This is a genomic window from Maribacter sp. R86514 (genome assembly GCF_044597005.1).
Classification (GTDB): domain Bacteria; phylum Bacteroidota; class Bacteroidia; order Flavobacteriales; family Flavobacteriaceae; genus Maribacter.
This window is the reverse complement of record NZ_CP138999.1, coordinates 1,079,452-1,098,789: the sequence shown is the minus strand read 5'-3', so window position 1 is coordinate 1,098,789 and position 19,338 is coordinate 1,079,452. Positions and strand designations below refer to the sequence as shown.

Annotated in this window: 19 protein-coding genes; 10 read left to right on the top strand and 9 right to left on the bottom strand. The window is 33.4% G+C overall.

Features of this window, described 5'->3' with window-relative positions; all coding sequences use genetic code 11:
- Positions 1 to 19: 19 nt before the first annotated feature.
- A complete protein-coding gene (locus SJY30_RS04935) occupies positions 20 to 1,483 on the top strand; it encodes a M14 metallopeptidase family protein (RefSeq protein ID WP_396634488.1) in 1,464 nt (487 codons plus the stop codon).
- Positions 1,484 to 1,553: 70 nt separating this feature from the next.
- Here the strand turns inward: SJY30_RS04935 and SJY30_RS04930 are convergent, their stop codons facing one another.
- Together SJY30_RS04930 and SJY30_RS04925 are read right to left on the bottom strand one after the other, a co-directional pair.
- Positions 1,554 to 2,384, bottom strand: coding sequence for an OmpA family protein (locus SJY30_RS04930; RefSeq protein WP_396634487.1), 831 nt, complete (start codon positions 2,382 to 2,384; stop codon positions 1,554 to 1,556).
- Positions 2,385 to 2,588: 204 nt separating this feature from the next.
- A complete protein-coding gene (locus SJY30_RS04925) occupies positions 2,589 to 3,680 on the bottom strand; it encodes a VWA domain-containing protein (RefSeq protein WP_396634486.1) in 1,092 nt (363 codons plus the stop codon).
- Between the two features lie 210 nt (positions 3,681 to 3,890).
- Between SJY30_RS04925 and SJY30_RS04920 the strand changes: the two genes are divergently transcribed.
- The 3 genes from SJY30_RS04920 to SJY30_RS04910 are packed head-to-tail and all read left to right on the top strand — an operon-like array spanning position 3,891 to position 6,611.
- Positions 3,891 to 4,898 (top strand): XdhC family protein, encoded by a 1,008-nt coding sequence (locus SJY30_RS04920; RefSeq protein WP_396634485.1) that lies wholly within the window; start codon positions 3,891 to 3,893, stop codon positions 4,896 to 4,898.
- Complete coding sequence (locus tag SJY30_RS04915; RefSeq protein WP_396634484.1) at positions 4,895 to 5,521, top strand: NTP transferase domain-containing protein; 627 nt, start codon at positions 4,895 to 4,897, stop codon at positions 5,519 to 5,521. Before SJY30_RS04920 ends, SJY30_RS04915 begins: the two co-directional genes overlap by 4 nt.
- Position 5,522: 1 nt before the next feature.
- Positions 5,523 to 6,611, top strand: a complete 1,089-nt coding sequence (locus SJY30_RS04910; RefSeq protein WP_396634483.1) for an amidohydrolase family protein — start codon at positions 5,523 to 5,525, stop codon at positions 6,609 to 6,611.
- A gap of 3 nt (positions 6,612 to 6,614) precedes the next feature.
- Here SJY30_RS04910 and SJY30_RS04905 read toward each other — a convergent pair whose 3' ends face one another.
- Positions 6,615 to 6,761, bottom strand: coding sequence for a hypothetical protein (locus tag SJY30_RS04905; protein ID WP_396634482.1), 147 nt, complete (start codon positions 6,759 to 6,761; stop codon positions 6,615 to 6,617).
- A gap of 148 nt (positions 6,762 to 6,909) precedes the next feature.
- On the opposite strand from SJY30_RS04905, the gene SJY30_RS04900 reads away from it, so the two are divergent.
- Both SJY30_RS04900 and SJY30_RS04895 read left to right on the top strand, forming a co-directional pair.
- Positions 6,910 to 7,398 (top strand): RNA polymerase sigma factor, encoded by a 489-nt coding sequence (locus SJY30_RS04900; protein ID WP_396634481.1) that lies wholly within the window; start codon positions 6,910 to 6,912, stop codon positions 7,396 to 7,398.
- 2 nt (positions 7,399 to 7,400) lie between these two features.
- Complete coding sequence (locus SJY30_RS04895; RefSeq protein ID WP_396634480.1) at positions 7,401 to 8,000, top strand: hypothetical protein; 600 nt, start codon at positions 7,401 to 7,403, stop codon at positions 7,998 to 8,000.
- Positions 8,001 to 8,003: 3 nt separating this feature from the next.
- Here SJY30_RS04895 and SJY30_RS04890 read toward each other — a convergent pair whose 3' ends face one another.
- Complete coding sequence (locus SJY30_RS04890) at positions 8,004 to 8,621, bottom strand: GntR family transcriptional regulator (protein WP_396634479.1); 618 nt, start codon at positions 8,619 to 8,621, stop codon at positions 8,004 to 8,006.
- Between the two features lie 170 nt (positions 8,622 to 8,791).
- On the opposite strand from SJY30_RS04890, the gene SJY30_RS04885 reads away from it, so the two are divergent.
- The 3 genes from SJY30_RS04885 (at position 8,792) to SJY30_RS04875 (ending at position 12,288) form a co-directional block, all read left to right on the top strand.
- Positions 8,792 to 9,577 carry a hypothetical protein gene (locus tag SJY30_RS04885; protein ID WP_396634478.1) on the top strand — a complete coding sequence of 262 codons (786 nt, stop codon included), beginning with the start codon at positions 8,792 to 8,794 and terminating at the stop codon, positions 9,575 to 9,577.
- A 1,289-nt stretch (positions 9,578 to 10,866) separates the two neighbouring features.
- Positions 10,867 to 11,325 (top strand): cold-shock protein, encoded by a 459-nt coding sequence (locus tag SJY30_RS04880; protein WP_036154395.1) that lies wholly within the window; start codon positions 10,867 to 10,869, stop codon positions 11,323 to 11,325.
- A gap of 18 nt (positions 11,326 to 11,343) precedes the next feature.
- Entirely contained in the window at positions 11,344 to 12,288 is a 945-nt protein-coding gene (locus tag SJY30_RS04875; protein WP_396634477.1) for an EamA family transporter, read from the top strand.
- On the opposite strand, the gene SJY30_RS04870 is transcribed toward SJY30_RS04875, so the two are convergent.
- Entirely contained in the window at positions 12,269 to 12,853 is a 585-nt protein-coding gene (locus tag SJY30_RS04870; RefSeq protein WP_396634476.1) for a pseudouridine synthase, read from the bottom strand. The genes SJY30_RS04875 and SJY30_RS04870 overlap by 20 nt on opposite strands.
- A 120-nt stretch (positions 12,854 to 12,973) precedes the next feature.
- Here SJY30_RS04870 and SJY30_RS04865 point away from each other — a divergent pair, with 120 nt between their 5' ends.
- Positions 12,974 to 14,527 carry a DEAD/DEAH box helicase gene (locus tag SJY30_RS04865; RefSeq protein ID WP_396634475.1) on the top strand — a complete coding sequence of 518 codons (1,554 nt, stop codon included), beginning with the start codon at positions 12,974 to 12,976 and terminating at the stop codon, positions 14,525 to 14,527.
- Between the two features lie 94 nt (positions 14,528 to 14,621).
- Here the strand turns inward: SJY30_RS04865 and SJY30_RS04860 are convergent, their stop codons facing one another.
- The 4 genes from SJY30_RS04860 to SJY30_RS04845 all read right to left on the bottom strand — a co-directional run bounded on the left by SJY30_RS04860 (position 14,622) and on the right by SJY30_RS04845 (position 19,163).
- The gene (locus SJY30_RS04860; protein ID WP_396634474.1) at positions 14,622 to 15,008 is read right to left on the bottom strand and encodes a hypothetical protein; all 387 of its coding nucleotides are present in this window, start codon (positions 15,006 to 15,008) and stop codon (positions 14,622 to 14,624) included.
- 67 nt (positions 15,009 to 15,075) lie between these two features.
- Positions 15,076 to 15,609: a carboxymuconolactone decarboxylase family protein gene (locus SJY30_RS04855; protein WP_396634473.1), complete on the bottom strand. Its 534-nt coding sequence runs from the start codon at positions 15,607 to 15,609 to the stop codon at positions 15,076 to 15,078.
- A gap of 380 nt (positions 15,610 to 15,989) precedes the next feature.
- Complete coding sequence (locus SJY30_RS04850) at positions 15,990 to 16,832, bottom strand: helix-turn-helix domain-containing protein (protein ID WP_396634472.1); 843 nt, start codon at positions 16,830 to 16,832, stop codon at positions 15,990 to 15,992.
- A gap of 78 nt (positions 16,833 to 16,910) precedes the next feature.
- Entirely contained in the window at positions 16,911 to 19,163 is a 2,253-nt protein-coding gene (locus SJY30_RS04845) for a TonB-dependent receptor (RefSeq protein WP_396634471.1), read from the bottom strand.
- Between the last annotated feature and the right edge of the window lie 175 nt (positions 19,164 to 19,338).

Below are 19,338 nucleotides of genomic sequence, written 5' to 3'. Positions count from 1 at the left end.
CAAAATAGAAGAACAATAAATGAAAAAATTATTACTCTCCATACTAAGCTTATGCACGTTTTCTGCATTTGGGCAATCAGACCATATTACCACTCAGTTGTACGACACTTATGAGAATTACAAAGAAAGTACCATTGGTAAAAGGCGAATTAAAAGAAACGACATACAACCCCTTATAGATAAGTTTTCTGCCAATGCTAAATTTAAAGTAAATACCGTAGGTAAATCTATTGGCGGTAAAGATTTAAGCTTGATTAGTATTGGTACCGGCGAAACCAATGTTTTTCTTTGGTCTCAAATGCATGGTAATGAACCAACGGCTACACAAGCTATTTTTGATATTCTTAATTTCTTTGAAAGTGCTGATTTTAAAGCAGAGAAAGATGCTATTCTTACCAATCTTACCGTTCATTTTTTACCAATGCTCAACCCTGATGGAGCCGAACTTTACCAACGTAGAAATTTGTTAGGGATAGATATTAATAGGGATGCGCTGCGTTTACAGTCCCCAGAATCTCAAACCTTGAAAAGAGTTAGAGATAGTCTTAATGCCGATTTCGGATTCAATCTTCATGATCAAAGCACGTATTATAATGCGGAACGTACGGAAAAACCAGCTACAATCTCTTATCTAGCTCCTGCTTATAATTATGAAAAAGATATTAATGAAACTCGTGGTAATGCCATGAAGATTATTGTTTTTATGAACGATATTCTTCAAAAATATGCTCCTGGGCAAGTAGGTAGATATAATGATGATTTTGAGCCAAGAGCTTTTGGAGATAATATTCAAAAATGGGGGACGAGTACTATTCTAATTGAATCTGGAGGATTTCCCGAGGATGTTGAAAAGCAAGAAATCAGAAAACTGAATTACACCTCTATTTTATCTGCCATTTATACTATCGCTCAAAAGTCTTATGAAGCTATCGATATTGATGAATACGAGAAAATTCCGGAGAACGATAGAAAGCTGTTCGATTTAAAAATTGTTGGCGCAAACTACGAACTTATGGGTAATACCTATAAAATAGATATAGGTATGAACCAGATCGAAGTTGATTACCCAGACCATAACTCTTTCTGGTATAGTAGTAGAATTTTAGATCAAGGTGACTTATCAACGTATTATGGTTACGAAACGTTAGATGCTACCGGTTATACAATCAAACAAGCAAAAGTGTACCCAAAGACTTTAAAAAACTTTAACGATGTGCAAGGATTAAATTTTACCGATATATTAAAACAAGGATATGGCTATTTACGTTTATCATCGTTCCCTGCTAAAAATATTAACTCACCTTACCCTGTTCATTTAATTGGCGAAAAATACACAGTTCCAGAATTGAATTTAATGCCGGGAATCAACCCGACTTTCTTCTTAGAAAAAGACGGAGTTATAGCTTACGCAGTAATTAACGGATTCTTAGTAGACCTTAATAAACCTCAGATCCAAGTACCAAATGCAATGATATTTAGATAACGAATTTAATTTTTAAACATAAAAAAAGGGAAGCAATGCTTCCCTTTTAATGTAAATAGAACTGTAATTCTTACATAGCATCTTCTGCATCTAAAAGAGCAAAGAATTTATCTAAGTTAGGTAAGATGATAATTTTAGTTCTTCTGTTCTTAGCCATGTTTTCTTTAGTGTCATTTTCTACTAAAGGTAAGTAGCTACTTCTACCAGAAGCGATTAATTGAGAAGGGTCAACATCATACTCTTTCTGTAATTTACGTACAATAGATGTAGCACGTTTTACACTTAAATCCCAGTTATCAGTAACCATTGGAGTGTTGATTGTTCTAGAATCCGTATGACCTTCAACCATAACTTCCATACTTGGCTCAGACTTAATTACGTCAGCCAATTTTTGTAAAATGTTGTTTGCTTTGCTGCTTACATTATAGCTAGCTGTGTTAAATAATAACTCATCAGAGATATTAATCATAACAACAGTCTTATCAATACTAACATTGATATCTTCACCTTCTTCAGAAATTGATTGTTTCAATTTATAAGAAACAGCCAAGTTCATTGAATCTTGTAATGTTTTTGCACCGGCTAATTTTGCAGGATCAACATTTTTCAATGTATTTCTCATCTTAGCTTTTGTATTGTTACTCATAACGGCAACATCATCAACACTTGTGAACTGGCTATCGTTCATCTCTTTTAACGAGTTGATTTTTGAATTGTACTCTTCTACACGAGCTTCAATTTTTGTCATTTGAGCTTGTAGCTCTTCTTTCTCAACTTGTGTCTTTTGTAATGTACTTTGAGTTTGAGATAAGTTATCTTCTAAAGCAACATATTTCTTTTTAGAAACACAAGACGATAAAAGTGCTACCGATACTATAGTAACTAAGGATAATTTTTTCATTTTGTTCTTTTTAATTAATATTAGTCTAATCGGTTTTATATACGGCACAAATCGATAAACGGATGTTTAAATGTTAATAAGAAAGAGCTTCGCCCTGCAAATTACTAGTGCAATGAGATGATTATCAATACGTTGTTTATTTCATATTAGAGCAAAAAAAAGAAGCATTTTCATGCTTCTTCTTATATTTTGTGTGAGAACTACCTATTCACAACCTCCTGTAAATCCGTTTGCACTAAACTTGGTCTGCACTGCACCTTGTCTAGAACCGGTATTGATTTCAATTGCTAAATTGTTTTCTCCGCTACCATCTCTTTTAGGGCTACAGTACTCAAATAAGTAAAAGCTATTGGCTCTTTCAGAAACCTTTTCAGAAATGTCTCTAAACGTTGTTTCCAATTCATCCTTATTGGTTGCAAAAACACTTGCTGTTTTACCTATGGCTGTTAAAACCTCAGTGTCTATTTCTGCTCCAAGACCTATACTAAAGAACGATATGTTAGCATTAGCCTCATTTACTTTCTTTAAAGCGGCATCCTCAGTATAACGTGAAGCTTGATCTGTACCATCTGTAAACAATACTACAGATGCAGCACCTATTTTACCACCTTCAGTAGATACTTTTACTAAATCAGACGCGATATCAGTGGATTTTATTACCGCACCATATAAATCTGTAGATGGGTCATTGCTGATATCATCTGTTATTCCGTCAACAGCTTCGGTAAGTTCAACTCTTGAAGATGTCAATTCATTTAACAAGTGTAATTCATCTTCACCATCAAACCAATAGATAGCCATTTTAACGGATTCATTAGCTGTTTCTGGCATAACTGCTTCAATGAAACTAGTAGAAGCCAATTTCAACTCTTCTAAGCTACTGCTCAATACACTATTACTTAAATCCAGTACTAGCAATGTGTTATTTGAGAAAATTTGAGAGTTTGGTGATATACGTGCCGATGATTCTGAAGTAGAAATCGTATTAAAACAATCGTCATTTCTACCTTGTTCATAAATTGTAAATTGATCTGCTGTTAAGCCAGGAACTGGATTTCCACCAGTATCGGATACTCTAAAAAATACAGATACTTTACCAGGTAGGGTAGTATATTGATCTTGTATAGATAGAACCAGTTCACCTTCTTCTAGTCCTAAACAATCATCTACCTCGATACCTTTTCCTAGTCCGTCTCCTTTATTTAGGTTTAAACTAACATCATCATCTGCATTACCACAAGAAACAAATAGTGCTATCACAAACAACACACTAAAAGACTTCAAGAAATTTTTCATATTAATTAATTATAGGTTCAACTAGCAGAACGGACAAAGTTTATTTAAATTATGGGGAATGAAAAAATAAATGTTAAAGATTGTTAAAACGGTAGATATTTGGTAGTTGAAATTAGGTGAACACCTTTATTTCCTTGGCTTTAAGGCAAATAGACTTGAGTGATATATGCATTAATTTTAGTACTTTAGAAGGTGTAAAATCTATGGTTAATGACTCATGAATTCAAGAAAATAATTAAGGAGTACAGCATTGCTAAATTGGCAAATTTAAAGTGTGTGCTTGCAACGGTCGTAGATTTAGATGGTTCTTCTTATCGTAAACCTGGGGTTCGTATGCTTATTCGTGAAGATGATGTAATGATAGGTGCTGTTAGTGGTGGTTGTGTAGAGAAAGAAGTTTTGTTTCAAGCACAATCGGTATTTGAGAATGGAATTACAAAACTAATGACCTATGATGGTAGGTTTAGATTAGGTTGTGAAGGTTTACTTTATATCTTATTGGAATCTTTTTCTCCAGATGAGGCTTTTATGACCGATTTTAACTTAGTTATAGAAAACAGGAAATCGTTCAAGCTTAATACATCTTATATAAAAGAATATGGCGATTTAGAAGGTTATGGTACATTTATAACTCTAAATTCAGTTACCTACACATTTAATTCCGGCACTAAGGAACAACAAAATAGTCTACACTTCTGCCAGACATTAGAACCTTGCCAACGCTTATTAATAATAGGAGGTGAGCATGATGCGGTTCAACTAGCCCATTTTGGATTAAGTATGGGATGGGAAGTGTACGTAGCCGTAACACCAAAAGAGAATAAAACTATTGCTGATTTTCATGGTATTGACGGATTATTGGACTTTGAACCAGAAGAATTTCCTGTTGAAACCATAGATAAGAATACCGCTGTTCTTTTAATGACACATAGTTATGTAAAAGACTTGAAGTATTTAATGAAATTAAAAAATAGCAAACCCACGTATTTAGGAATTTTAGGACCAATCAAAAGAAGAGAGAAATTGTTATCTGAATTATTGGAACATGATATGGATATTGATTTAGACTTTATTGAAAATATTCATGGTCCTGCAGGGTTGAATATTGGAGCTGAAACACCGCAAGAAATAGCAATATCTATTCTTGCAGAAATATTGACCGTAATTAGAAAAACACAACCCGTAATGTTGAAAGACAAATTGAAATCTGTTCATTGAAGAAAGATGTACATATAGCGGTTCTTATTATGGCAGCTGGTGCTTCTAGAAGAATGGACGGCATCAAGCAGTTAATGCCATGGAAAGATTCTAATTTCTTAATGGAAACCATTAAAACTGTTCAACAGACAAATGCAACATCAATTCATGTCGTACTAGGCTCAAACGCTGAATTTATCAGTGCTGAGTGTAATTTGAAAGAAAAAAATATTGAGATAATCGTAAATTCTAATTGGGAAAATGGGTTGGGCGAAAGTATTGCCCATGGGGTTAAAGTGTTACTTAAGCAAACACCTGGCTTGGACGGGATCTTAATTTGCCTAGCAGACCAGCCATTATTGAGTTCGGTATACTTAGATTCATTAATTGAAGAGTTTACAAAACATCCATCAAAAATCATTGCAACAAACTATCATAAAAAAGTAGGTGTACCGGCATTGTTTCCTAATTTGCTGTTCGAAAAATTAACTACTTTAAAAGGAGATTTCGGAGCCAAGGAAATTTTAAACAATGAAGGCAATGTAATTATTTCTTTGGATGCAGCAGATCAAATTATTGATGTGGACACAAACCTAGAATACCAAAATCTATTAAAGCGAACCAATAACTCACTTAACACTTAATATGATTAAATTAAAATATACATTCATTGTCCTTCTAACTACTTTACTATCCTCTTCAATATTAGCCCAAGAAATGGGTTTTGAAGAATATAACCCTACATCTACCTTAGTTGTTCCTGGTGGCGAAATTACCAAAGCAAAATTTCCTTTTATAGACGTTCATAGCCATCAACGAGATATGTCGGTCGAGGCTCTGAACGAATTAATTTCTCATATGGATGCTATGAACGAAGCCATAATGGTGAACTTAAGTGGAAGGTCTGGAGCAAGTCTCAAGGAGAAAATCGATAATATCAATAAAAGTTACCCAAATAGGTTTGTTGTTTTTGCCAATGTAGATTTTGAAGGAGCTAAAGATATGGAATGGGGCAAACAGGCTGCAGCCCAATTAGAACAAGATATAAAGAACGGAGCTAAAGGATTAAAGATTTTTAAAAGTTTAGGACTACGAAATAAAGATGCAGATGGTAATCGTTTGGCAATAGATGACCCCCGTTTAGACCCCATTTGGGCTAAATGTGCAGAAATGGGAGTACCGGTGTTAATTCATGCTGCTGATCCAAAGTCTTTCTGGGATGATATGGATGCTGATAACGAACGTTGGTTAGAATTAAAAACGCACCCTAGAAGAAAACGTACAGCTACTGACCCTGCGCCTTTCGAGCAAATTATTCAAGAACAACATAACGTGTTCAAAAAACATCCTAATACCAAATTTATAAATGCTCACATGGGTTGGCATGCTAACAACCTTAAAAAATTAGGAGAGCTATTAGATGAAATGCCAAATATGAATGTGGGTATATCTGCAGTAATTGCAGAGCTTGGTAGACAACCTCAGAATGCTAGGGCATTTTTTATTAAATATCAAGACAGGGTACTGTTCGGTAAGGATAGTTGGAAACCAGAAGAATTCCCTACGTACTTTAGGGTATTGGAAAGCAACGATGAGTATTTTCCTTATTATAAGAAGTATCACGCATTTTGGTCCATGTACGGATTGAACCTACCTGATGATGTGCTTAAAAAACTATATTACCAAAATGCGTTAAACCTAATTCCAGGATTAGATGCATCGCTGTTTAAATAGTAGTTATTCTTTTTTAAGTACAACGGCTTCGTCAACTACCGGAATATCTTTTACATCTTGAAAAATACCACATGAGACCTCTTTCTTAACTAAACTTCGTGTGGTTTTTCTTTTGGTCAACGCTTCAATTTCTGGATTTAAGAACTGCATACCTTATATTTATTTTTTTACTAAAACGCACATACATGTCTCATGTTGTATGAGTTAGCATGTTTTTACATTAATTTAAAAAAGAATTTACTTTAAAGTGTGACAAACTGTACAAAAGACATACTAATGGGTAAATAGATTTTTATAAATGCAAAAAGAAGAAGTCTTTACTGAATTAATACAAGAGCATCAGGCATTGTTATATAAGGTGACTTCAATTTACACCGAAAACAAAGAAGATCAAGATGACCTGTTTCAAGAAGTGGTCTACCAGCTTTGGAAATATTTTGACTCTTTTCGTAACGATTCAAAAATAACAACTTGGATGTATCGCGTAGCTATGAATACTTCAATCACATTTATTAAGAAAAAAAAGAGAAGACCAGATTCGGTCCCCATTGCAGATGTTTTTTTAAAGCAATCAGATACTAATGATGATGCGTATGACGAGCGATTAAAACTACTTTACCAGCATTTGAAGCATTTAAACACCTTAGAAAAAGGACTTATTTTTCTCTTATTAGAAGGTAAAAGCTATAATGAAATAGCAGACATTACTGGCTTGAGTGCCAGTAATGTTGGTACAAAGATATCTCGAATAAAAAAGAAATTAAAAACGAACATGACAAAACAGTAATCATGGAACTAGAAGAACTACAGTCCGCCTGGACACAATTAAGCGATGAACTAAATCATCAAAAAAAATTAACGAATAAAATCATATTAGACATGACCAAACAGAAATATCAAAACAAATTCACTACCATTACAAAGTATGAAACTTTAGGCGCTTTTGTCTGTTTTGCCATTTCATTTTTTGTTATTCTAAACTTTGGTAAATTAGATACGTGGTATTTGCAAGTTTGTGGCATACTTACTTTGTTATTTTTAATTGTACTACCTGTTATGGTGCTAACTACCTTAAAAACAATAAAGAACATAGATATTTTAAACGGCTCATATAAAGACAATTTAAAGTTCTACTTAAAGACTAAGAATAAACTTTTAAAATTGCAACAAGTAGGCATAGCTATCGGTTTTGTTGGACTCTTCTTTATAGTACCGGTCACGTCTAAAATTATTTCCAATAAAAATGTCTTCCTAACCAGTTTAAAAACAGAACAATATGTAATATTTGCTTTTACTATGATTGCTATGGTGTTTTTCTGCAAATGGGCATATAATGGTTACCTTAAAGTAACCCGTTCTGCACAAGAACTCTTACAAGATTTAGAGTAGTTTTTACTCGGTAAGTTTCTTCTGAACATAATTTAAAATCAACATCCAATTCATCTTTAGTAGGAGGGAAGCCGTAGGTACGTTATCGTCTGCAATTGCTGAAATAATGGATTCATGTTGATTGTCAGATTTGTTATAGAAAGAGTCATCATTTGTAAAGGCACGTTCATAAAAAAAAATACGTGTCTTTAGATCATGTAGTATTTTTAAAGCCAAGTCATTTTTGTAATTTTTGGTCAATAATCTATGAAACTCCAAATCTGCCTGTATTCTAGAAATAGCATCATTGGCATTTTCAAATACCTCTTGCTGTTCCTTAAGTTCAATAATATGTTCTTCGGTAAACTCTGAGTTTTCAATGGCCATGACTTCTAAATTTGCAACTAACTCATACAAATCTTCAGCCTCTTCAACATCTAATTCTGCTATTATAAATCCTCTATTGGGTACGGCTTTTATAATATGGGATTGTTGTAATTGGGTTAAAGCCTCTCTAATAGGAGTAACACTAACTTTTAAATGCCGTGCTAACGCTGCTAAATTAATGGTCTTTCCAGTTTTAAGATTACCTGTTGTCATTTCAGATAACAAATAATCCCGTACTTGATCTCTTAAGTTCATTTTTACCAGCATACATCAAATATAATATATCGTATACGATTTAATTCGTTTTAAGCATAACTTTTATAACCAAGTTCTATTTCATCGAAAATACAGCGTTAATATGCCTTCTATCAATACTATAATCCATTATTGAACGTTCCAAGGGTTCAACCTACAAATAAGAAAAAATGAAATATTTAAAATGGATATTTAAAAAGCCTATTATATTAATTACTGTTGTAGTTTTTGGTTATAGCTGTAGTGATGATGATACTGTTAATGAAGAAGTTAGTTTGACCCAATCAGATTTGAAAGCAGTATTAGAAATTGATGAAATTACCAATGGTGTTGACTTAGCACTTTTTAATTTAAATGCCAATGCTGAATCTACTGGTAAATCCTACAGTTTTGATTGTTATTCTGCCGTATATTCAGAAACCGGTTATGTTGCTACATTTAATAATTGTGTACTTAACGGTACCGAGAATGTAAATGGGGTGCTTACCGTAACTTATGATCTAGAGGATCAATCTGGTTCTTTTACTGCAAGTTATGATGATTTTTACATAGGAGACGTAAAAATTAATGGTTCAAGGTCGTTCGCATTTACCTCTAATATAGATAGTAGTGCAATAACCTTTGAGGTTACCAGTGATATGATTGCAGAGATGGAAGATGGTTCTATTATTTTTGATAAAGGTGTAAGGGCCACTACTTTAATTTTTGGAGAAGTAACTACTACGTTTAGTATTACGGGAAATTGGACAGTACAATATAAAGGGAACACCTATTATGTTACTGTAAATGATGCACTAACCAGCGCTATTATATGCTCTTATGTATCTGAAGGAGATATGGATTTAACAAAAAACGGATTAACAGTTAATGTTGATTTTGGAGATGCTACATGTGATGATGTAGCTACGTTAATTTACCCTAATGGAGTAGTAGAAGAGATTACATTAGAAGATTAAAACAATAATTTTACAAGAAAAAAAAAGGATAAGGCCGACAGGTTTTATCCTTTTTCTTTTTTTAGACTTAATCTCCGTCTAATTTATCCGTGTCTATTTAATATACAATTTGAAATAGAAGCTCATATTTAGATTTACATAAACTAGTGGGTATGATTTCTACTCGCAACCCATTGAATACGTTTGCTGTTTTTAAAATTGGAAAAAAATGTATTTCTTCTAGATTCTGTCGGTGTGTTTCTGATAAAAGTTCTCATGATGTTCGTTTTTTTGTCGGTGATTAGCCGAATTGATTAATGATTTAATATTGAATTAGGTATTCTTAGTGTGTATGATGTCTAGACGCCAACAATTGTATTCGTTTACTGTTTTTAAAATTGGTAAAAAATGAATTCCTTCTAGATTCTGTTGGTGTGTTTCTGATAAATGTTGTCATGATGTTCGTTTTTAGTTTCGGTGATTAGCCGTGTGATTGATGAATGATTGATGTTTTACTAATGAGTGTGATTTCTTGATGCTACCCATTGTACTCTTTTACTGTTTTTAAAACTTGAAAAGAAAGTGTTTCTTCTTGTTTCTGTCGGTGTGTTTCTGATGAAAGTTCTCATGATGTTCGTTTTTAGTTTCGGTGATTAGCCAAGTGATTGATGAATGATTAATTAAGGTATTATTAATGAGTGTGATTTCTTGATGCTACCCATTGTACTCTTTTGCTGTTTTTAAAACTTGAAAAGAAAGTGTTTCTTCTTGTTTCTGTCGGTGTGTTTCTGATGAAAGTTCTCATGATATTTGATTTTTAATTGATGATTAATAATTTTCTTATACTTACAAGACGACGAATGTTTTATTTTGTTACAGTACTATGCATAAAAAGGTACTATTTTTAACAAATTAATTTTATATTTTTAATTTAAAATACTAATAATCAGTGTTTTATGTTTTTAACCAAAAAATTAATTTTAACAATTCTTTTTCAAATTTCCTTTATTCTATAAATAATGGAATAGGAGAATGGGCAAAAAACCTTAAAATATTATTATATAATGTGATGACATATTCATTTTAAAAGGGAGTAGCTTAAAACTTTCATAGTTTGAGTCCTTATAATGCTAAATAATTGAAATACAAATCATATCTTTGTAAAATATTAAAGGGATGCACATAATTCTTGCAATGACCTTACAGCAAACGGAATAATAGTTTACTCAAAAACTTACCGTTCGTTATACACGTCAACACGTATTTCAATTCCTTTATTGCAAAATCTATTATTATCATTAAAATTACGAATGGCAAAATCGCAACAAACATTTAATAAAACTGAAAAAGAAAAAAAGCGCTTAAAGAAGCGTGAAGAAAAGAAGAAAAAAATGCTTGCTCGTAAAGCAGCTGCAAAAGAAAATGGTACTTCTGGTATTCCATTGGCTTATGTAGATTTCAATGGAAACTTGGTGGACACTCCGCCAGATCCAGCAATGAAAGTGGAAATTGAAGCTGAAGATATCGTTTTAGGTATTCCTAAGAAAGAAGAAGGTGATGTTGAAGAATTTGATCCGGTAAGAAACGGAAAGGTTTCTTTCTTTGATACTACTAAAGGCTTTGGTTTTATCATAGACGCAGAGAACAATGAAAAATACTTTGTTCATGTCAGTGGTCTTATTGATGAAATTATGGAAAACGACAAAGTTTCTTACGAGTTAGAAAAAGGCATGAAGGGCATGAACGCCGTTCGTGTTAAGAAGATTTAGTTCTAAATATTTTTAATGGTGAAAATGCAACGCAACACCGTTCTGGTAGTATTGTCATTTTTTGCCATTTATTTCATTTGGGGATCAACCTATTTATGGAATAAAATTGCAGTAACCGAATTACCTGCCTTTATGTTGGCAGGTATTCGTTTTGTTACAGCAGGTTGTCTAATTTTTATCATATCTAAGATATTAGGCTTCTCCCTTAAAATTACCAAACAGCAATTCAAGAATACTATTCTTGCAGGTTTTCTATTCCTAACATTTGGGAACGGAGTAGTTGTATGGGCGCTAAAATTTGTAGACAGCGGCTTTGCTGCATTAGAAGTTTCTGCACAGCCATTGGTTGTTCTGCTAATGATGCGGATTTTACAAGGCAAGAAAATACAACCTATGTCTGTTATTGGTGTAATTTTCGGTATCACAGGAATATTTTTGTTGGTCAGCCAGAAAGAAATTATTGCTCAAGAAGGCGCTATTTTAGGGATGGTATTGATTTTTATCTGTATGCTGAGCTGGTCTTACGGTAGTTTATTTGTTGGTAAAGCAGATTTACCTAAAAATTTCTTTGTAAATACAGGTTATCAAATGCTTACAAGCGGAATTTCATTATTAATCATCAGTACTTTATTTGGTGAAGAATGGATATCTCCTGCTTACTGGAGCACTCCGGTTATTACATCCATGTTGCTACTAATTATTTTTGGCAGTATACTTACATTTACTGCTTTCAATTATTTACTTCGTATCGTTTCCCCTGAAAAAGTTGCTACATCTACCTATGTGAACCCAATAGTAGCCATGACCTTAGGATGGTATTTTTTAAATGAAAATATTACATTACAGTCTGTAATTGCGTCTACAATTTTGCTTACCGGAGTATATTTTATCAACACAAAAAAGAGCCTCACTATTTTATCTCGCTTTTCTGGAAAACGAATTCCTAAGAAAGCGGAAGAATAATCTTTACAGGCTGTACTTCGCTTGGTTGCATTTTTTCTAATGTTATATCACCAATTCTTACCCGTATTAAACGTACTGTTGGAAACCCTACGGCCGCCGTCATTTTACGCACTTGGCGAAACTTACCTTCTGTAATTACAATACGTATCCATGAGGTGGGTCTATGCCTGCCAATTCGTAATTGTACATCAGCATCGGGCAGGGCAGGAGGTTCGTTTAGTATTATTACATTACATGGTTTGGTCAAATACTTTTTGCCGAATATGCCAATAGTTACTCCTTTAGATATTTCATTTATAGCTTCTGTGGTTATCAGCTCATCAAGCTGTGCTAGATATTCTTTTTCTATACCTGCTCTATTTATGGTATCACTTAATTTTCCATCCGTGGTCAATAACAATAGACCTTCAGATTTTTCATCTAATCTACCTACAGGCATTATTCCCTCTGGAAAATCATGAAGTTCTGTCAAAAATCGTTTTTTGCGACGTTGACGGTCTTCACCAGAAGTCATTTGACTTAGCACACCCACTGGTTTGTACACTTTATAATGTAAATGTTCCAATAATTTATACGTTTACGGCTAATATAGTTAACACATGGTCGCAAAAGGTACCCTTTTTAACCCATGTATTAGTAATGTTTTGCAGAGAATGTTACCTTTGTAAACTCCAGAGAAGATTTTATGCAAGAGACAGTTTTTGAATTACAAGATAGAAAGACCGATAAGGAACTTTACAGCTATCAACAAGGAGCTATTCAACAAATTTTTGACAAGTTCGATTCAGAACGAGAAGATTATCACCTTCTATACCAATTGCCTACCGGTGGTGGTAAAACAGTGATTTTTTCGGAAATAGTACGTCAATACCTCAAAAACCACAATAAAAAGGTTTTGGTAATGACACATCGTATTGAACTTTGTAACCAAACTTCTGCCATGCTTACTAGTTTTGGCGTTGTTAACAAGGTAGTAAACAGCAAGGCCAATCTTGATGACCATGAACGTTACAGTTGTTATGTAGCCATGGTAGAGACCTTAAACAATAGGTTGAACGATGACCAACTAGATATTTCCGATGTTGGTTTGGTAATTATTGATGAAGCCCACTATAATTCTTTCACCAAACTTTTTAAGTTCTTTGAAAACTCTTTTGTTCTTGGTGTTACGGCAACTCCTTTAAGTTCTAATAAGGACTTACCAATGAACAAAAACTATGATGAGCTTATACCTGGTGAAACCATAGAAAATCTTATAGCCAATGATTTCTTGGCAAGAGCGGAAGTATTTCAATATGACATGGGACTTACCTCTCTTGAAATTGGGTCAAATGGTGATTATACCGTAAAATCTTCTGCTGATCTTTATACTAGCCCGGCAATGTTAAATAAGCTTTTAGAAGCTTATACCAAACATTCTAAAGGTAAAAAGACATTGATTTTCAACAATGGTATTGAAACCTCTATACAGGTATACCATACTTTTCAAGCTGCAGGATTAAATATTATGCATCTTGATAATACCGCTACCAAAAAACAGCGTAAGCAAATATTAAAATGGTTTAAAGAAACACCTGATGCCATATTAACATCGGTAAGTATTTTGACTACAGGTTTTGATGAGCCTACGATTGATACTATTATCTTAAATAGAGCAACAAAATCGCTAACTCTTTACTATCAAATGATCGGTAGGGGCTCTAGGATTTTGAATAACAAATCTAAATTTACGGTTATAGATTTAGGTAACAACCTTTATCGTTTTGGACCATGGGGTGCAGATTTAGATTGGGGAGCTATATTCAAGTCTCCGAATTTCTACATGGACCGCATTAAGGATGACGAGGAAATTGAAAGTGATTTTAAGTTAGATTTATCTGAAGAGGTTAAGGCGGAATTTAAAAATTCTAAAGAAACCTATTTCGATATTAAAGAAACTTATAAAACAGCAACGTTTGCCGGAGAATCTTCTAAAGTGGTTTTAGAACGTTCTATTGCGCAGCATGCTTATATGTGTATTGAAAATAGTGAAGATGTTTACGATGCAATTGCTCTTGCTAAATTGTTAAAGGAAGATATTGATAATCGTATTCATGTATATGGTAAATGTATAAGCAAGAGTACTTATAATTTCTTAAGCTGGTTGAAAGATGATTACCAAAAGAAATTAAATGCTTATTTACGAGAAAATTTCGATAGGGTATTTGAAGATATCCATGGGCATCCGCCAGAAGATTAATCAAAGAAAAAAATTTTCTATTTCCATAGATATTATAAAAACAAAAAGGGCTGTTCTTTAAGAACAGCCCTTTTTGTCTATAGCTAATTACTTCTTATTCAACGATAAGACTGTATTGCGGAGTTGGGTTTAAAGGACAGAAATATACATATTCTCCTTTTTCCAATTTCGTTTCCTTAGAGTGACCTACAGTATTATTTTTAACCGCAGCTGTTACATATGCCGTTTGGATATGATTTTCTGGTTTAGAGACATCTTTTCCTTTTTTAACCAATACCAAACCAACATCTTTACCCACGTTGTTGTTCGCAACATCAAAAACATAAGTTCCCTCGCTAACTGTAATTGATTTTTGTGTAAACTCACCAGTTGTTTGCTCTAAAGCAATTTTCTTAACTGGTTGCTTCATCATTTTATCTTGAGCGTTTGCGTTGAAAGAAAATGCCAATACGATAACTAAAATTGATAATACTTTTTTCATGTGTTTAAAATTTAATGAGCTTTTGCTCTAATGAATAGATTAATAATTATTGTTTGTAAATTTGTATTTATAAAGCAACTGCCTCAGGAAAATCGACTGGCACCTGAGTAGTGCTATGTATGTAGTTTGATATTGTTTTGTCACCCACTAATGAAATGGTGTCAATTAAATTTGCTTTTGTATAACCGGCTGCAAAATAATTTTCTAAAAGTTTTTCATCTGTACGTCCTCTATTCTCTGTAACATTTTTTGCTAATTGAGCCAAAGCATCCAATTTGGAGTCAAAAGATGCTTTACCTGCTCTTAGTTCAAGAATTTGCTCATCAGTAAATCCGTTCATTTTACCTATTGCCGTATGTGCAGACAAACAATAGATACAGTTGTTTACTTCACTAACCGCTAAATTGACAACTTCTTTCTCTTTCGCAGATAATGATGTTTTTGCGTTGGCAAAATTCAAGTAGTTTTCTAATGCCGTATCACTATTTGCATATGTTGCATATAAGTTAGGAACAAAGCCCAAAGCTTTTTCTAAATTATCGAAAATCGCTTTATTGTTTTCGCTTACGTCTTCTCTTGTTGGTATATTAAATGTGCTCATATTTTTATCTTTAATTATTATTGATTTGTTCTTTAAATTATCTGGTACAAAGGTAGCTTCACTATGGAACTCTTATTAGGTAGAGACTTCCTTTCTACATGTCAATTTTTCCTTTATAAAAAAGAACCGAATGCTTTTGTTAGTCTTGAAGTACTATCAGAATCACAATAGTAATCTGACAAATGATTATGTTGACAATGCTTATCTACATTGATAGTGTTAGGTACAACCGTCTTCTTAGACGTAAATATTTCAATTAAATTGAAGATTGATTTGTGTTTTAAGTTCATGTCTTTGATGTTTTAATTCTACACTACAAAGAACTAGGTATTATGAATCTTAAAACGGGCAATTTTACCCGAGGTATTGTCAATTTTTCCCTAAAATGATTTTTTTAGTTGCTTCTTGAAATCAGACGGAGATTGCTGAGTTTGCTTTTTAAATAAACGACTTAAATAAGAGGCATCTTCAAAACCAATTTCATAAGAAATTTCTTTTGTGGTCTTATCTGTATAAATAAGTAATCGTTTTGCTTCAAGAATAATACGCTCATGAATAATTTGTAGGGGAGTGGTATTGAATTTTGAAAAGGTGTTTGAAAGTGTTTTAGGAGATTTAAATAACTTATCGGCATAAAAAGCAACCGAATGTTCTGATTTGTAATATTCTTCAACCAGCAAATTGAAGTTTCTGAGTAAATCTACTTTTATATCATTGGTAGCTTCACTAAACCCTTCTTTTGCTTTAAGTAGTCGCGTACTCATAATCATAAAACGAGCCATAAGCATACGAAGCATTTCTGCTTGAATGGTATCTTCGGTTTCTAGCTCATCAACAAACACCTCGTGCAGCGTATCAAACTTTCGTTGTTGTTTTTCTTCTAAATCTATAACGGGAATATGTGCGTTACTAAAAAACAATAACCCAGCGCAACTTACTTCTTGATCATGGTCTTTTATACAGTAAAACTCTCTGTTGAATTGATAGACGATTAAATTACTGCCTTCTGTATAATGTAAGAACTGAATTGGCGTTAATGCCAGCAAACTATGTTCTGAAATGGTATATGGAACACCATCGACTTCTATAGAAGCTTTTTGAGTAGTGGTTCTTATAAAAATATAAATCCCTGCTTGCTTTGGTTTTCTATAGGGTTCTAGTAATAATTCATTACCAATTTTCAGTAATCCACCAGTACTAAAATCTTTAAAAACTTCTTGCATGCTGCCTTGGTCTAAAAAAAGGATGATTCATTACAGAAGTAACAAATCATCCTTTTAAAATCTTTTTAGAACAACTCTTTAAAATCTAACAGCAACCTTGCCTCTTAAATAAAATGGAGTACCGGGAGTAAAATGAATTTCTTCGACAGAAGCTGGTTCATTGAATAATCTACTTTCGGTAGCGAATTGCGTTTCGTTCCATTCTGTATCAAAAAGATTTTCAACGATTACACCAACGGTCCAGTTTTTAATATGGTAGTTCAGGTTTAGGTCGGTAACAAAATATCCTTCCGCGACAATGCTATTATCTTCATTAGCCGCTCTATCACCTAAATATCTATAATTCAGGTTCCCTGAAAAATTGCCAATATCACTAAAAGACAATCCGCCAACAGCTGTAAAATCTGGCGCTAAAGGAATATAATCTTCACCGTCGACTTCTTCTGTACTTCTAGCATAGGTGTAATTAACATCACTATATACATACAACCAATCTAACATTTGGTAACGCGCACCAACTTCTACACCAACTCTTCTAGTTTTTCCACTTGGCTCAACAATACCTGCATCACCAACATACACAAACTCTTGATCTAAAAATAAGCCCCATAAGGTTGCGTTCAATACCAATTTATCCACTGGTTTAATTATAGTTCCGAAATCAACACCATATGCTCTTGGAAGAATATCTCTACCTTCATTTGCCGTAACAACACGGGCATCGTTTGAATGAAAACCTAAACCTGTTTTCAAGAATAATTGCCAGTCTTTATTTACTGCATAAATAGTGTTCAGTTTAGGACTCACTATTGCCTTGTTTTCGCTTTTGTTATCATATAATTGACTCAGTTTGTTTTCATAGTCGAAGTTGAAATAGTCGAAACGAACAGACGGATTAAAAGTCCAGTTACCTGTTTTATACTCACCGTCAACAAAACCGTACATATTGGTTTCATCTACATCACCAAAGGCAAATTGTTCTAAAACCGTCTTTCTGTTTAAAGTATGCTCTAAGGTTACATCATTTACGTTGTCGTTTCTAAAACCGATTCCTGCAGAATATTTAAATCTGTCATCTGCACCAACGGCTATATCTATTTGTTCAAAGACAGTTTCAGCTCCCATTACGGTTCTATCTTCATACTGGCGTATTTGGTCTCCATTTACTGGGTCTTCTAAAAAGAAGGTAAAATTTGAAAACAGTTCAAAATCATACTTACTCACAAAAGCCCTTGTTTTTAAGAACTGATCTTCACCTAGAAATTTAGTGTGATTCAACATTAAATTTGTTCTACTTGTTTGTCCGCCTTCAGTATCGTCTATAGCACCAAAACGACCTATTATACCTTGATCAATTGCGCGTTGTGGAATTTGTCCAGAAGCATCCCATTTACTTTGAAAATGCGATGCGGTCAAAGTTAATTCCTCTTTCCCTATATCCTTATAGTTATATCGTCCTAGAATATTTAAACGGTTAAAATTCTGTGGAGAATCAAATGGACCATCAGTTAAATACACCTCAGATGCTACATATGCGCTACTCTTACTACTTTCTAAAATATTGAAGAGACCTACAAATCTGTTTGTATTAAATTGTCCCGCTTCATAAGAAACCATACTCTTATCAATGCTTTTCTTAAGACTTAAATCTACATAACCAGCTGTATTGAAATCGCCTTTATCAGCGTAGTACGGACCTTTACCAAAGTTGATATTGTCTATAGTTTCTGGTATTACAAAGTGTAGATCGGCATACCCTTGACCGTGTGCATGCGATACCATATTTACTGGCATACCATCTACACTAAGTGCTACATCGGTACCGTGATCAATATCAAATCCTCTTAAAAAAATCTGCTCAGCTTTACCACCGCCGGCATGTTGACCTATTAACAGACCCGGCACTTTTCTAAGAATCTCTTGTGAAGATTTTACAGGGTCGTTCTGTACATCTATATTCACAATTTTACTCATCGCATCAACTTTAGAAACGACTACAACTTGGTCTAAATTAATGCTAGATTCTTCTAAAGAGATGCTAACTCCCTCTTTTAAATGGTCTTGATTTACTACAAGAATAAATGTTTTAAAACCTAAATTAGAAAAATAAATAGAGTCATTCACCGATGTAGAAGTGAGTGCAAATGTACCTGATAAATTTGTGTGGCTATGTTGACCTGATGTTTGATTAAAGATTCCTACATTTTCTAATGCAGTACCTTCAGTATCGGTAATATTACCTTTTAAAGTTTGGGCATTTACAATTGTTGTCGCACTTAGTATAAATAATAATATAGTAGACTGTAGTGCCCATTTGCGGCTATAAATCATAAAAAAAAGTTTAGAAAGGGTTGTTTTATCTCTACTTACGATAAAAATCTAGAAAGGTTTTATTTTTATTAGAAAAGCAAAAATATGATATAGGCGAAGCAATCTATTTTTTATACGTTTTATAACATTGTTTTAACGCTTAGAGTCAATAAACCACTTGTAATTATTTCAACTT

Coding starts and splice junctions, on each gene's coding strand:
- SJY30_RS04935 (WP_396634488.1), top strand. CDS start 20: ATGAAAAAATTATTACTCTCCATACTAAGCTTATGCACGTTTTCTGCA.
- SJY30_RS04930 (WP_396634487.1), bottom strand. CDS start 2,384: ATGAAAAAATTATCCTTAGTTACTATAGTATCGGTAGCACTTTTATCG.
- SJY30_RS04925 (WP_396634486.1), bottom strand. CDS start 3,680: ATGAAAAATTTCTTGAAGTCTTTTAGTGTGTTGTTTGTGATAGCACTA.
- SJY30_RS04920 (WP_396634485.1), top strand. CDS start 3,891: ATGACTCATGAATTCAAGAAAATAATTAAGGAGTACAGCATTGCTAAA.
- SJY30_RS04910 (WP_396634483.1), top strand. CDS start 5,523: ATGATTAAATTAAAATATACATTCATTGTCCTTCTAACTACTTTACTA.
- SJY30_RS04905 (WP_396634482.1), bottom strand. CDS start 6,761: ATGCAGTTCTTAAATCCAGAAATTGAAGCGTTGACCAAAAGAAAAACC.
- SJY30_RS04900 (WP_396634481.1), top strand. CDS start 6,910: ATGCAAAAAGAAGAAGTCTTTACTGAATTAATACAAGAGCATCAGGCA.
- SJY30_RS04895 (WP_396634480.1), top strand. CDS start 7,401: ATGGAACTAGAAGAACTACAGTCCGCCTGGACACAATTAAGCGATGAA.
- SJY30_RS04890 (WP_396634479.1), bottom strand. CDS start 8,621: ATGAACTTAAGAGATCAAGTACGGGATTATTTGTTATCTGAAATGACA.
- SJY30_RS04885 (WP_396634478.1), top strand. CDS start 8,792: ATGAAATATTTAAAATGGATATTTAAAAAGCCTATTATATTAATTACT.
- SJY30_RS04880 (WP_036154395.1), top strand. CDS start 10,867: ATGGCAAAATCGCAACAAACATTTAATAAAACTGAAAAAGAAAAAAAG.
- SJY30_RS04865 (WP_396634475.1), top strand. CDS start 12,974: ATGCAAGAGACAGTTTTTGAATTACAAGATAGAAAGACCGATAAGGAA.
- SJY30_RS04860 (WP_396634474.1), bottom strand. CDS start 15,008: ATGAAAAAAGTATTATCAATTTTAGTTATCGTATTGGCATTTTCTTTC.
- SJY30_RS04855 (WP_396634473.1), bottom strand. CDS start 15,609: ATGAGCACATTTAATATACCAACAAGAGAAGACGTAAGCGAAAACAAT.
- SJY30_RS04850 (WP_396634472.1), bottom strand. CDS start 16,832: ATGCAAGAAGTTTTTAAAGATTTTAGTACTGGTGGATTACTGAAAATT.
- SJY30_RS04845 (WP_396634471.1), bottom strand. CDS start 19,163: ATGATTTATAGCCGCAAATGGGCACTACAGTCTACTATATTATTATTT.